This window comes from Olivibacter sp. XZL3 (assembly GCF_004368405.1).
Lineage (GTDB): Bacteria > Bacteroidota > Bacteroidia > Sphingobacteriales > Sphingobacteriaceae > Olivibacter.
In genome coordinates, this window is record NZ_SBJH01000004.1 from 130,154 (window position 1) to 145,429 (window position 15,276).

At 43.9% G+C, this 15,276-nt stretch carries 9 protein-coding genes; 3 read left to right on the top strand and 6 right to left on the bottom strand.

Annotated elements, in window-relative coordinates; genetic code table 11:
* Nucleotides 1-87 precede the first annotated feature (87 nt).
* Both EPX21_RS01395 and EPX21_RS01400 read left to right on the top strand, forming a co-directional pair.
* Entirely contained in the window at nt 88-795 is a 708-nt protein-coding gene (locus tag EPX21_RS01395) for a porin family protein (RefSeq protein WP_134087892.1), read from the top strand.
* A gap of 497 nt (nt 796-1,292) precedes the next feature.
* Nucleotides 1,293-1,739, top strand: a complete 447-nt coding sequence (locus EPX21_RS01400) for a soluble adenylyl cyclase-like protein (protein ID WP_134087893.1) — start codon at nt 1,293-1,295, stop codon at nt 1,737-1,739.
* 16 nt (nt 1,740-1,755) lie between these two features.
* Here EPX21_RS01400 and EPX21_RS01405 read toward each other — a convergent pair whose 3' ends face one another.
* From EPX21_RS01405 to EPX21_RS01430, 6 genes are all read right to left on the bottom strand, one after another.
* Nucleotides 1,756-3,063, bottom strand: coding sequence for a hypothetical protein (locus tag EPX21_RS01405; protein WP_134087894.1), 1,308 nt, complete (start codon nt 3,061-3,063; stop codon nt 1,756-1,758).
* A 106-nt stretch (nt 3,064-3,169) separates the two neighbouring features.
* A complete protein-coding gene (locus tag EPX21_RS01410; protein WP_240768462.1) occupies nt 3,170-6,325 on the bottom strand; it encodes a GH92 family glycosyl hydrolase in 3,156 nt (1,051 codons plus the stop codon).
* Between the two features lie 4 nt (nt 6,326-6,329).
* On the bottom strand, nt 6,330-8,099 hold the full coding sequence (locus tag EPX21_RS01415; protein WP_134087895.1) for a class I mannose-6-phosphate isomerase: 1,770 nt from the start codon (nt 8,097-8,099) through the stop codon (nt 6,330-6,332).
* An 81-nt stretch (nt 8,100-8,180) separates the two neighbouring features.
* A complete protein-coding gene (locus EPX21_RS01420; RefSeq protein ID WP_134087896.1) occupies nt 8,181-9,773 on the bottom strand; it encodes a RagB/SusD family nutrient uptake outer membrane protein in 1,593 nt (530 codons plus the stop codon).
* 43 nt (nt 9,774-9,816) lie between these two features.
* A complete protein-coding gene (locus tag EPX21_RS01425; protein ID WP_134087897.1) occupies nt 9,817-12,888 on the bottom strand; it encodes a TonB-dependent receptor in 3,072 nt (1,023 codons plus the stop codon).
* Between the two features lie 43 nt (nt 12,889-12,931).
* Nucleotides 12,932-14,284 (bottom strand): sugar porter family MFS transporter, encoded by a 1,353-nt coding sequence (locus EPX21_RS01430; protein WP_166670651.1) that lies wholly within the window; start codon nt 14,282-14,284, stop codon nt 12,932-12,934.
* Between the two features lie 107 nt (nt 14,285-14,391).
* Here EPX21_RS01430 and EPX21_RS01435 point away from each other — a divergent pair, with 107 nt between their 5' ends.
* The gene (locus EPX21_RS01435) at nt 14,392-15,123 is read left to right on the top strand and encodes a GntR family transcriptional regulator (RefSeq protein ID WP_134088008.1); all 732 of its coding nucleotides are present in this window, start codon (nt 14,392-14,394) and stop codon (nt 15,121-15,123) included.
* Nucleotides 15,124-15,276: the final 153 nt, after the last annotated feature.

Sequence of the window (15,276 nt, forward strand, 5' to 3'; positions counted from 1 at the left end):
AAATTACGAACAAATGTCTATTCATCGGGTAAATGAAACAAAAGAAACACTATTATTGTTACCTAAACACTGCAAATCTATAAATCAATGATCAAAAAAACAGTTTTAATTTCGCTTTTACTCATTCATATCCGATGCCTCGCCCAAGAGATCTATATTATCCCCCAAGTGGGCTTCAATGTAAACACATACGACTTCGGTGAAACTTCGTCCAATTTGAGCGATCAGCGCTTTTCTCCGGGAGTTTCAGCAGGCGTAGGCTTAAACATCGCGATGAACGAACTACGCACCTTTATCCTCCAGCCCGAAATAAACTATAGCATGCGAAATAATCGCACGGACCATATTTCGGCCGGCAGCGGCGCGGAGGCTTTAACCATCAGACAAAAAAGCATGTTGCACTATTTAGAAATACCGCTGCTCGCACGTTTTGATTTTGGAATCGGCACTCGTTATTATTTCAACGCGGGCCCTTCTTTTTCTTATGCTATCGCAGGAAGGGAAAAATTAGAAAGCGATGAATTTAGAATCGAAAGTTATGACCGATCGGTCGATTTTGACAATCGATTTAATCGTACCGATTGGAGTGCGCTGGTTGGCGGAGGCGTCGAGTTTCCTTTTAACGATGGATTTTTGGTTGTGGATGCCCGCTTTGCTTGGGGATTCAAAACGCTTTACAAAACAAGAGAGATTCAACGGATTGACGACGGTAATGTGACTTCAACAACGGTAGGCCCCGAGGGTAAGAACCGAATTTTTACATTGAGCGTAGGCTATGCATTACCCATAAATTAGCTTGAAACGGAGTTATCAGGTATCGTTTATTTTTTTCGTGTAAGCCAGGAGGCTTTTTGTCACGTGAAAAGCACTATCTGTGTAATTTTTTTTCGCATACAAAAGCATTTGTTACGTTTGTCGTATAAAACAACACAGTCATGCCTAACAGTCAGAACCTCCAAGAATTAGAATCCCTAATCAAAAAAAGAGAACACATCAAACATGAGCTTCATTTATTAGAGCTAGCAATTATGTCAATAGAACTAAATGATGTCTTTCATCTCAACGAATTCGGACGACCCGTTAAAAGCACTCCACTGCCTAATTAATCATAAATTCACCTTTTAATTCAAAAAACCGATTTCATTACTATATCAAACTTAAAAATAGCGATTGAATCGCGCGCTTTTGCACTGATGCATAAGCGGATGATATAATAATGAGAACTAAAGTCTTATAATATTTCAGAATATTGAAATTTAGTTATATTTTTGTTATAGACATAAGACATAGTAATGAAAACTGAAAGTATAACCGAAAAACAAGTAGTAGAATTTCTAAAGCTGAGGCAACAACAGCTCAAGGACGAACTAAAAAGCATTGAAGTAACGATCAATGCGATCGCTCAGTCTAAGTCGCTTAATTTAGTTACCGACAAAACTAAAAGTGATTCAGCTGAGCCTGATGATTCCATTAAAAAGCGGAAGGGAACAGGTAAAGCCTTAGCTCCGCAGGAGACTTTTAACGTTAACAGCAAACTAGATCAGAAGATCAGTTATGCGCTCACTAAAATCGGATCTGGTTATAAAGACGACATCTTAGAAGTCTTAACCAAAGCGCAACCCGACGCGGACCCTTATAAAGTTGAAAAGGCTGTTGCCGTGCGTTTATCCTATTTATTAAAGAATGATTTTATTCAAGCTACCAAACACGGTAGAAGTTACGAATATAGCCTGAAATAACAGGCTATATTCTATTTTAATTTGCTGTTTGCACATACTGCTCTAATGAAATAATGGCATCATATAAGACGCCCGCTTCCCCTCTAAACGTACCGGATCCTTCGGGTTTATTATCACGTGTATACCATTCAAAAAAACCGTTATTCTTGATCACACGATCCACCATCGGCTTTAGTTGTTCATAGGCTTCTTTTTGAAAGCCATACTTGATTAACTGCTGAATCATTCGTCCGCCAAACCAAGTCCAATCTCCCCCATTTTGATAACCGTAAGGATACATGCCCTTGTTCTTGAACGCACCTTCGGGATAGGTTGGGTAAAGTGTTAAACCAATGGTTGCGGCGCCCGACTCCTTTACATTGGCCACCATCTTATCTAGCGAAACTTTAATCTGATCTTGGTTCAATAAGCCAGCCTCAATGGCTACGGCTGTACCTCCATGATAGTATATTGCATTTTCGTCAAAAGTATTATCAAAGGGTGAGCCGTTCAGGTAAAGATGGGGAATAAATTTTTGATGCTTGTTATCCCAAAGATGCTTCATCGTATGCGCTGCGATACGCTCGCGGATAGGCTTCCACTCTTTAGTTTTTTCCGGTACCATCTCCATAAAATTATCCAGGGCGATCAAAAACATGGCGTTATCATAAATATCAATTGCCAAGTGCGAATCGTCGGTCAGGTAAACACCCCAATCATGTTCGGGCTGCACATCACCCCAGTCGGCAGTGGTAGCGCCCCATAACAAGCTATATTTTTCATTATAGCGTTTATTCATTAGAAAAGACAAGGCTTGTTCCATGCGATCCCGTACGGCTGTTGCACCGACTTTGGTGTTTAAAAATGCGGTATCCTGCGTTGCATGTACATATTTGTAAACAGCCTGTATTAACGAGGTCTCCTGATCGGTTTCCACGGTATTCTTATGGCCGGCATAGTGTGGTGCAAGATCGTTATAGATATAATCGTAGCCTCCCTTACTCGATTTTACGGTTGATTTTGGCACAAAACCGTCAACAATATTGCCGTCTGCTCCTTGCAACTGAAAAAAAATAATCAAGTTATCCTTTAGCGTATCCTTTGGGTGAACGTGTGCGGCAAGGTTTATAAAAGTGTTATAATCACGAATCCAAACTTCCCGATATCCATCCCCTGCATTAAAGCCTGTGCTTACCACTTTTAAGGCTCGCTCTTTTACAATGTTTAGATTACTGTCAGCAGCAATTACCTCTGCCAATGTCTGTTCCTTATTCCTGCTCGTTTGATTATTACATGCGTAAACAACTAGACAAATAAGGAATAAGATGATTGTTATTTTTTTCATCTATTTAAATTTGCTTTTTAGTGGTGATGAAGCTATCAGATTTATTCATTCCCCTGTGTGGTTTGAATAAATCATGATGGTTTCATTTTTTATCTTTTTAATTTGGTTAGTTCGCCCGCGGAATACCATTGATACCCCATGTTTTATTAGGTTCGGGTCCCATCTCCAAAACAAGCTTTCCACCCTTTAGCACCTCAGCGGCTGGCAACCAGCAATCATTCCACTCTTTTCCGTTCAGATAGGCTTTTTGTATATACATATTTCGTTTACTTGTGTTTTTCGCTTCTATGGTGAAGCTTTGGCCTCTTCCAAAGCGCTTGCCTAAATGGATCGTAACTGTCTTAAAAATAGGACTACCGATTTCATAGACTGGGTTGACACGGGTTCCCCCATCGGTCTGGAAGAGCCCCAGCGCGTTCACAACAAACCAAGCACTCATCTGTCCTTGGTCTTCATCCCCCAAATAAGCATTTGCTTCACCGTGCCCATAGTAGCGTTCCACAATGGCACGACTCCATTTCTGCGTTAGCCAAGGGCGTTTAACCCAGTTAAATAGAAAGGCGAAGTGCATGGACTGTTGATTACCTTGTACTACCGGATAATCCCAATACTGGTCGTTCGGACCGTTGAAGCGCCAGCGATAGCTTTCACCGAACCCCCACTCCAGCCGCTTGGTAAAGGTATCTTCACCAATGCACTGTGCCAAGCCGGCAACGTCCTGCGGCACGAAATAGGTAAGTTGCCAAGCGTTGCCCTCTACATAGTGTTTATTGGCTCCTGATTTGAAAGGATCAAAATCAGGCAACCAGTCTCCTTTCTTATCCCGCATCCGTGCGTAGCCCGTTGTTGTATCAATCGCATTTTTCCACCAAGATCCACGATCAGCAAAAATTTGGTACTCTTTTTCTTTACCGAGGGCCTTAGCAAACTGGCCGACAGTCCAGTCGTCATAACTATATTCCAAAGAATTGGAGAACCTACCTTCGTCAAAAGGAACGTAGTGATGCTGAAGGTAGGTAGCCAAATCGCGATTACCGGCATAACCTCCTTCTACCGGACCTGGTGGCGTCGTTTGCATTTTGTGCACCGCTTCAAACGCTTTTTCTACGTCATAGTCGCGGATTCCCATTTGATAAGCGCCTACAATAAGCGGTATTTCATGTTCAGCCACCATAACCGGTATATATTCCATTCCGGCAGGTCCTTTTGCTAACCAGCCATTGGCATCGTACATCGCCAGCTGCGATCGTACCCATTTGTTTGACCACTCGGGCGTAATCAAGTTCCAAAATTGGTTGAGGTTCCAAAAGGTATTCCAAAAGGCGTCGCAACCCAACGCCCGGTCGCTTGTATCACTAAAACGGCGTACCTTTTCATCTGCAGACACCCAGCTTCCATCTACGTCACTAAAGGTATTCCTACTCGCCAGGGAGCGATACATATTGGTGTAGAAACGTTGCTTTTGAAAGAGATCATCCGATTCAATATGCACGCGGCTTAGCAGTTCATTCCAAACCTTTCGTTGATTGGCAACGACTTTATCGAACGACCAGCCAAAGGGTTTACTGATTTCTTCCATCAAATTTTGCTCCGCCTGCGCTAAACCGACAAAGGAAATACCGGTTCTGACTTGTACGGTATGCTTCTTTTTCAGGTCAAACTCTACGAACATACCAGCATTCTTTACATGGCCTGTGGATAATTCCGACTGCCGTAGCACCTGACCATCTTTCCAATAGCCAAGCTTTTGAATAGGCTGGTCGAACTCCATCACGAAGTATATGGTATACGCTTGATCAACACCACCCGACCAGACATTTTTCGACAATTGTTTGCTGTGACCTGCAATGCGGTTAGGGGTGATTTGCTTCAAACTTGCTTCCTCAATTTCATAAGGATATTCACTTGGAATTTGTAGATCGACCATAACTCGGCCAGTGTCTCCACGATGGTACGTATAACGCTGCAAGCTGCTTCGCGTACCGGCGGTAAGCTCGGCCGTAATATCATAATCGGTCAAATCTACCCGATAATAGCCCAAGGGTGCTTTTTCAGTCGATTTATCAATTCGTGATCGGTAGCCGCTATCGGGCTGATGTTCGTCGCCAATAGCGATTTGTAAGGGGCCAGTCGTTGGAAAGGTTCCCAAACCAGCCATCGTCCATTCATGGATATGGCTAAAGGTACCGATTGATTCAATGGTAGGATCATACCCCGCTTGCCAACCACTATTCTGGTTATCCGGACTCAATTTCACCATGCTGAACGGCATCCAAGGTCCCGGGGCGATCATCCACCGTGAATGAGCCGCACCCATCATGGTGTTGACATAAGTTGCGGGGCTGACTTCACCTTGAGCAGAACGAAGCACCTCGCCACTTTCCATCAACTGTCCATCGATAAACACGGCATATGCACTTTTTTTAGCTTGTTTAACGGCAGGCATCGGCGCCTCGAGAATGTGGCGTCCTGAATCAAGTGCCTGCTTAAAAATCGGTTGCCCCTCCAATTTGACTTCCAGGATTGGTTGTCCTTTTAGTGGAGAAATATCGATCAACAAGGGTTGATAACGCGTACCTGCTTTTTCCATGTCATAATCAGCAGCTTCAATATGACGAATCAAGGCATTATTTGCCGATTTTATCGAAACGGTACCGGGGCCTTTCAATAGTAGGTTATCGAAAACAAGCCATCCCCCTTGAAGACTGGTCAATTGAATCTCATTGAAGCCTTTTCTTAACAAATTAGGTGGTATTGGTATCTCAACCCGTTGGGTATCTGTACTCAAAAAAGGGCCGGTGGGTTCAACTTTTCCTTTACCACCTTTTAGCTGAAAATGATGGGGCTGTCCGTTGATGATAACTTTCAACAACGGCGCATGGAGTGGATCAGTCTGCAATATATTGGCTTCGAAATAAAACTTGTCTGCTTTATTCAGCTGTTCTAACTCAAAGTCAATGTTTAGCACATGCGAACGTATACCCGCTGTTGGCCCGGTACCTCCCCACTTCGTTGCGGGCCCAGGCAGCACATAGGGCCACTCCTCATTGGGATCCGAATAACCGATCAAAAAAAAACGGTCTTCAAAACCAAAATCATGTGCAATAAATTGCTGGTATTCATTAGGCGCCAGGGCCATTCCATGTGGGCTCTGATCGAGCTTACCGATTTCCCATAAGACTTTTAAATCCTCTTGGGCGTGCCCCATAAAGGACATCATTACAATAAACAAAGCCCATATATATTTTTTTATTCGCATCATTCTATTATTGATTTAAACAAGCTTCGTCTTTCACGAAGGCTACCACTACTTTCGCTTTCTTTTGTCCCAAATTGCGAAGGCTATAACCATGAGCAGCTGCCGGAATCGCAAAGGTTTCGACGAAATTAAACACCTGTTTCAATCCATTAGCCGTTGTAAGCTCAATAGACTCCCCTTCTACCAACATCAATACATGGCATTGCCCCTGCGTTAAAATATTGACGCGATCGTCAAATTCGTAACGGCAAACCGCATAGAAATGTTCGGGATGTGTTGGCAAGTGCATCACGCTGCTTTGCTCATCAAGTACTTGCTGCACCGGTTTGGAGATCAATGTATCTATTACAGCTTGTCCCTTCCGTGAGAAATCAAGGTTGTCAAAAGCACGGTCAATATTCAATGGACGTGGATTCCCCTCTAAATCCGGTCGCACCCAATCGTACATCTTGAAGGTGAAGATATAAGGCGTGGCACTGATTTCCAGCACCAAGTTATTTTTACCGGAAGCGTGGACTGTTCCGTTTGGAATTAAGTATAGGCCATGCTTTTCGGCTGGAAATTGCTGCACGTAATCTTCAATATTCAAGGCTTCATTTTTCTCGAAACTTTGCTCCAGTTCCTGTTTGAAACGTTTGGGTTCGATGTTGTCCTGAAAGCCAAGATAAACCTGTGCATCATCCTCACAATCAACAATGTAATAAGTTTCATCTTGTGTGAAACTTTCACCAAAATTTTCTTGAATATAAGCGGTTCTTGGATGGCACTGAATGGATAGATTTCCTCCATCGTAGGTATCGAGAAAATCGAAGCGAATGGGAAATTCATCACCAAAACGCCGATGTGCTTTTCCTAACACATTTTCGCCTTCTTGATACATCAATTGATCGAAAGAAATCTCCAATTGATTTCCGCCGTCGGTTAGCACCAGTCCATTTTCCGGAACAATCATCTCGAAAGACCAAGCATAATTCGGAACATCCTGATCTAGGCCGGGTAAATGATTTTTTAACCATTGTCCTCCCCATACACCCGGTTCAAACCAGGGTCTTACCCTGAAAAAAGACTGTGACATCTGTTTAAGCGTCTTGCGAAGGGCATCGCCATACATCCAAGTGATGGTATCCGGTTCCTGTTGATCCGCCATGATACTGATGTGAGGCAATATCGCTTTTTTATGCTTGTTTAAGACGACCCAATCAACAAAATAAAAACGTTTGTAGGTTTGCTTGTTATCCCGCAATTGCTGAGCGCCTAGATTTCGCACGGAACCCGCACGCATACGCTTTTGAATAATGTTTTTAGGGAGGTCGACATAGATTATCGGCGCTGTCGGATTACACAATGCGGCACCACAGCCATATATGATTATTTGCTGTGCATCACTTTTGTGCATTAGACTTTTAAGTCGGTCTCTATCAAAAAAGTCGACTAAGGATAAGGACGTCTTCGTTCCAAAGATTGGATCATCACCACCAAGAAAAGGTCGCACCATGGTTTCAATGCTCGATGTTGGCAATAAAGCTTGATCAACCGACACGAAGCGCACTTCTTTACCAAGGCGTTTAAACGATGCTTCCAAATTGCTCACCACGGCATGCCAATCGACACCAATATAGCCATCAAGTAAACAAAGAGGCAAATCGCCTAAAATATTGGCAGCCAACGCATCAAAGCCTTTGAAAATTTCGCCTTGCACCGGATAAGTTGGGCATATTTCATAATTCAGGTTTACTTTTCCATTGGCTAAATCCATTTCCTTTTGTTGTTGTTCCATAATATTAATCATTCTTTTTGGTATCTTCTTTTATCCTTAGTCGACTTTCAAGTTATCGACATCTTATTGGCTGTTGCATCGCTAGTAGCCGGGATTTTGCGTTAAACTAGGGTTCCTTTGCAGTTCGTCTGTCGGGATTGGTAATAATAAATTCTTTTCTTGTATAATCGCACCTTTGTCATTAGCATGGCCGATAACCGGCTCGAAACGAATGTCGCCACTGCCATCTCCGATCGGTACCGGAAACATGCGCGTCCGTTGAATGTCGAACCATTGACGACCTTCAAATACTAATTCGCGGTAGCGCTCTTTCCAAACTTCTTGTACAAATTGCTCAACCGACAGGCCCGCTAGACTTTGTCTTAATTGATTGGTATCGGACTTCCACAGCGCTCTTGCCCTAACCTGCAAGAGGTAATTGATCGCTTCATCCGTTACACCTTCCGAGAGGGCGATAGCCTCGGCAGCGATTAATAGCACATCCGAATAGGTATAAATCGGCAAATCCTTTCCTGAACTAGCCGTCTCAAAGGTCGCTTCATCATCCATCCACATATAAGGAGCGGTAACGAAATTCAGCGTTGTACCATTTGATCGGGTTAATGATGAATGGAAATATTGTTTTTCCTGAATACGAAGATCATTTTCGCGGCTGTAACCTTGCAAAAATTTAGTAGAGGGCCCATAAGCGTTATTGGTAATGGCAAAAGCCGTAGACGATGCCGCTGTAGCCGGGAAAGCCCAATGTACGTGGGTGGAAGTGGAAATACCTATAGCGAACTCATAGTAGTAAATGTATTCGGCACTGTTATTATCTACCAAACGCAATTTATTGTAAGCCGTACTATTTAGGTTAACCGCACCATCCGCGTTACGGTCGTGTGTAGTTAACTGATAAATTCCGGTTTTAATAATGGATTTGGCAACCGTTGCGCTTTTGACATACTCCGCTTTTTGTAAAGGATAACCACCCATAGTAAGGTAAACATCCGCTAAAAGCGTGGCAGCTGTACCCTTGGTTATTCGCCCCCCATTGTTTGGCATGGTTGCTTCAACCAGTTCGCCTTCGTTGACTGCGAACTCCAAATCGGTAGTAATCAGCGCATACACTTCTTCCAACGGGCTTTTAGCAACGTTTAGATTTTCGAGTGTTTCATAAGGTTCCGTAATCAGTGGCACTTCACCAAAAAGCCGGGCGAGTTGAAAATAGCCCATCGCCCGAAAATAGCGCGCTTCTGCCAACAACTGATTACGCTGCGTGTCTGACAAACCAGGTGTTGTAGGAATATATTTAATAGCGTTATTAGCCCGCGCAATACCGCTGTACAAAATACTCCAAATATCCTGAAAATAGGTGGATAGATTGGTTGCATTGAAAGTCATGTTTTGGGCGTGTTGCACATGTACCTCCTGCCCCTTAAATTCATTGTCTATATACCCTGTTAGATACGGGCCGAAGAACATTTTTGCACCTGAATAATGCGTACCAGCACCGTCGTAAAGTAGCGGTGCTCCCGTTCTATAGAGCCCGTTAACGGCATTGATCGCGTGCTCCGGCTGCGTGAAATATTGACTGCCGGCTATTTCATCTTTAGGTTCCTCTTCGAGAAATTTTTTGCATGAGCTGAAAATTGCAGCTGCTGCTATTAAATATATAATGATAATTGGTTTCATTTGATCAACTTTTAAGATTTTCAATGGATTCATATCGCCTCACTTAAAATTGAAAACTAGTGCCTAAGGTGAACGTTCGAGGCCGTGGATACTGGTGAAAGTATATATTCTGCCCCCATTGGTTCGTTCCCCAAGAGGTAGCTTCCGGATCGTATCCTTTAAAGCTGTCAGATGTGACGAGGAAAGCATTCTGAACGCTTGCATAAATCCGCCAGTTCTTTAATCCGATTTTGCTTAATTGTGTATTCCCAAAATTGTAACCTAAACTGATGGCATTAACCCGAAGGTACGAGCCATTGGCTACCCAGTGATCGTCAACTTCACTATTCTGGCCGGAGTATGGACCGTTCCGGATTTGTTGAATCATGGTATTTTGATTTTCCTCTGTCCAGCTGTCCGTTAATGTCCATCTGAAACCATTGGAATAACCGGTGCGATCTTCCATCGAATGGAAGAACTGTTGTAGAATATCTACCCCGAATACAAATTGTAAATCAACACTTAAATCGAAGTTTTTATAACGAAAGTTGTTGATGAAACTGCCGGTCCAATCGGGTAGACCTTTACCGATGATGGTACGTTCGCTGCTGCGTTTCGCCTCACCCGGAATCGCGCCTACTTTAGCTGCGTCGGCAGCTTCGGCTGTGCTCCAGGTTCCTAGTCGTCTGTAACCCCAAAAAGAGCTGAGGCTTTCGCCAACCCGTAAAATGGTTTGACTACCCGACACCCAGTTTGGTCCGGGAAAGATATCCTCGTCATTCGCGCCCAATGCCTCAATTTTGTTTTTATTATAGTTGAAGTTAAGTGTTGTTTCCCAACTGAAATCGGTGGATTTTACCGGGCTGCCACTTATTAGCACCTCAATACCTCTATTCGAAACGGAGCCGATATTGTCGCGAACGGCAGCAAAGCCGGTGGATGTTGGAACCGGACGATCCAGCAAGAGGTCTGTAGTTAGCTTATGGTAGTAATCGAAGCCAAAACTCAAGCGACGATTAAATAGCGATAGGTCCATCCCGATATCAAACTGTTTGGTTTTCTCCCATTCCAAGTTGGGATTCGGCAAACGGTTGATATAACTCTGTGAAACGCGTGTGCCATTGATCAACGTTGTTTCTGAAGAGATCGTACCTAAGGACTGATAGGTTGGAATCTCTGTATTCCCTGTTATACCATAGCTCGAACGCAATTTTAGTTCATCGATGGCCTCCATATCTGCCAGGAAACGTTCTTGAGACAATACCCAACCCAAGCCAACGGAGGGAAAGATCCCATATTTATTGTTCGCTCCGAAGCGCGAGGAACCATCGACACGACCCGTAAATGTCAAAAGGTATTTACTTTTGTAGCTGTAGCTTCCACGCAAGAAATAGGAGTTCATTGACCAGCGGTCATACGAAGAGGTAGGAGCTCCGGGTTGACTTGCCGCCTGAATACTATTAAAGCGGAAGAAATTATCGGAAAACCCTCTTGCTGATATCGCATCCGTTTCGGCAGTCCGCTCTTGCCAGCTTAGCCCCAGCACCCCGTTGATACGATGATCGCCAAACTCTTTGTTATAGTTCAAATAAGTCTCTTCCTGCCAGTAAAACGAATGTTGGTTCTCAATGTAAGCATAACCCAGCGGTGCCGAGATGTTAATCAAATCTGTCGGATCGTAATTCTGAATGAGGTTATCTTGCTTATCGAAACCAAATTGGGTACGTAAGTCAAGTCCGGGCAAGATATGAAAGGTTGCATAGGTATTTCCGAAGATTTGTGTCCGCTTCCGGAAGCGATCCTGTGTAGTCAGCACGTGTACCGGATTAGGGATGGCTTCGAGCGAATATGCATCACTGATCATTCCACTGTGTGCCCAAGTGCCGTCAGGAAATTTCACCGGAAAAATCGAGGGCATTTCCAACATCGACCTCCTGGGCATCTGGTGGCCTCCCTCCTCTTCAAATTCATTTCCCCGGTTATAATTAACGAGTATATTGGTTCCTAATGACAACCATTTCTTCGGATTGGCGTCATAAGCAAGTTTACCATTAATGCGCTCTAGCCAGTTATTGAGCATAATGCCTTCCGTTTTATTGTAATTCATAAAGGCACCGAAGGATGATTTTTCCGATTTTCCCAATACCGATAATTGATGGTTGTGAGAAATGGCAGTTCGCGTGGCTTCTTCTTGCCAATCGGTATCGTACAGCGGATTTCCCTGTGCATCGAAAAGCCTAGGATCTGATTTGGTAAAAACGGGCGGTGTACCGCTGGGATTGTATTTGCTATAATTTTGGAAACCGCGCTCAATTACCTCCAAAAATTCCGCCGAATTCAGTACATCCAGTTTTTTAGGCAATACGCCCATACTCACAAAGCCATCATAACCAATCACAAGACCTTCCGTTGGTGCACCACGTTTGGTGGTCACAAGAATGACCCCATTAGCACCCCGCGCACCATAAATTGCGGTAGAGGAAGCGTCTTTTAAGACTTCCATGCGTTCAATGTCATTTGGGTTCAGGAATTGAATGTTCTCCATTACCACACCGTCAACTACATAAAGCGGGTTAGAGGAAGAATTAATCGTACCCAGGCCTCTGATGAGCACCCGAGGACTCCCCGTCGGCGAACCGGAGTTGAGGAATACGTTCACACCGGATACTTTACCCTTTAAACCTTGTAACATATTGTTGGCCGGAACGTTCAGCAGTTCTTTTGACGAGACAACGGCGACAGAACCGGTTAGATCCGACTTACGCTGGGTACCATAACCCGTAACAACGACCTCCTCCAGAGCTTCATCATCTGATTGAAGATTAATGTTGAAGGTGCGCTGCTTACCCACCGTAATTTCTTGCGGCTGCATACCGATATAACTGAATACCAGTACAGCCTCTTCATTTGCTACTGTTAGTTGAAATCGCCCTTGGGCATCGGTAATCGTACCGTTCCCCGTTCCCTTTTCGCTAACACTGGCACCCGCTAAGGTAATGTCAGTTCCGATGCCCTCGAACACTTGTCCGGAAAGTAAGATGCCCTGCATCGTGGTCGCATTTGCTTGAGTCGCCAACAGGATTACGAATCCCAGGAAGTAAAACTTCCAGCGTTTGTACATTTTTGTTTCTTTCATCTCATTAAGTTTTAATTATGGTTAGTTTATAGGTAGACGTTATTTAATTGCTATTTTCCCCGCGTCTGTTTTTATTGAATTTTTCCTGCCAATAGGCTTCGATGGTTTCCAAGGTTTTTCCTTTTGTTTCCGGCAAAAGAGCATACACGGCTAAAAAGGCCACCGCACAGCATGCGGCAAAAAATCGGAAGGTCCAGGTTGCTCCCCAGGCATCGAGCATGATGGGTGTTAGCTGCCCGACGATGGCATCCGCTACCCACATCACCAACACGCTTAAGGCCATCGCCTTTGCACGAATAGCACCCGGAAATATTTCGGAGGCTACTACAAACTTGAGTGGTCCGATGGAAAAGGCGAAAAAAAGCAGAAAGCCAAGAATGGGAAGCGCCAATAACCATCCGTAATTTTCCATGTTAAGATTTAAAAACCAAGCCGTTAATAGTAAGCAGATCGTAGCGCCTGCGGAACCCACCAGGTAAAGCGGGCGTCTCCCCCAACTGTCTACTTTCCAGATAGCAATACCTGTAAAAATGACATTGGCAAGGCCAAAGTAAATTTGCGTTTGCAGCGATCCACTTAAGGAAAGTCCGGAGTGCACTAATATCGTAGGACCGAAATAGATAATGGCATTAATACCGCTCAATTGTGAGAACAATGGCAGTAATAAGCCAAGAAGAAGAGCTTGCCGGTACATGGGCTTCCAAAGGGAGACCTTACCGGTTTCTTGCGTTACTGAAGAAGCGCTGATTACCTCGGTTAACCGTAAACGTCGAATTACTTCCGCAGCCCGGCCTTCATTCCCTTTTTGCATCAGCCATCTCGGGCTCTCGGGAATGCGATAAAGTCCTAACCAGAACAACAGAGCCGGGATTGCGCCGATGAGAAACATCATACGCCAATAGGAACCATCAATCCATTGCCAATCGTATTGGAGCACTGCGGCATTACTGAGATAAGCAATTAAAATACCAATGGTAACAGCCAGTTGATAACAGGTAACCATACGACCCCGCGAAGAGGCCGGTGATACCTCAGCAATATAAAGCGGTACCACGATGGAAGCGACTCCTACGCCGACACCGCTCAAGCACCTTGCGATTAACAAGGTAAAGAAATCGGGGCTTAAACTACAAGCTATTGCCGACAGAAAAAAAAGTGCTGCGGCCGCTATCAAAAGTGACTTCCGTCCATACCGGTCGCTCAACTTACCAGCAAAAGCCACACCTATAATACAACCGATTAGCGCGGATGATACAAATAAACCCTCTTGAAATGCAGTGAGGGCAAAGTCTTCTTTGACCAGCGGAATAATACCGGAAACCACGGCCATATCAAAACCAAATAGGAAGCCTCCAAGTGAAACAACAATAATGATAAATAAGAGGTATGCCTTCATAATTTTTCTTCGGTTTGAAAATACATATAGTACATATGTACATACAAACATATGTCTATTTTTTTAATTCTGCAAATAATCTTAATTTAGCCTACCAAATGGAGAAGATGAAACTTCAAATAGATCACAAAAGTGCGGTTCCTTTGCACATACAGGCCGAAATGCTTTTACGGGAGCTAATCAAGGCACCGGAATACCAGCAAGGCAAATTGCTACCTAACGAAGTGGAATTAGCCAAGCGGCTGGCCATTTCACGAACAACCCTGCGCCTGGCCATTAATAAGTTGGTGTACGAAGAGCTGTTAATCCGCAAGAAAGGTTTCGGTACCAAGGTGGCCTCCACCAAGTTCAGCTCCAAGTCAAAAAACTGGCTCAGCTTCTCACAAGAGATGAAGAATCGGGGCATTGAAGTCAAAAACTTCGAATTGCATGTCAGCTGGGTGTTGCCTGAACCTCATGTTGCCGATTTCTTTGAATTAAAGGAGGATCGAAAAATTTTGAAGCTGGAGCGTCTGCGTGGTAAAAAGGATGATCCTTTTGTATACTTTATTTCTTATTTCCATCCGCGAGTAGGTCTTACCGGCGATGAAGACTTTAAACGACCCCTCTACGAAATACTAGAACAAGACTATCACATTGTCGCAGATCTATCGCAAGAGGAAATCAATGCGAAAGCTGCCAATAAATTTATTGCAGATAAGCTGGAGATCAATCAAGGCGAGCCTATCCTATTCCGAAAACGATTTGTATTCGACCGAGCAGGTCGGCCCATTGAATACAATTTAGGTTATTACCGTGCCGACAGTTTCACCTTTACGGTAGAAAGCAGACGTGATTAACACAAACTTGCTTAGCTCAGCATTAACTATTCTGTGAGTTTCTATTGGCGTGCGCTTTTAGACCTATCGTTCACCCACTGTTGCCAATGGCGCATTGAACCTAAAATCGTTTGTTTATACAAATGAAATTTTAAAACTGCAAAGCCCAACCGA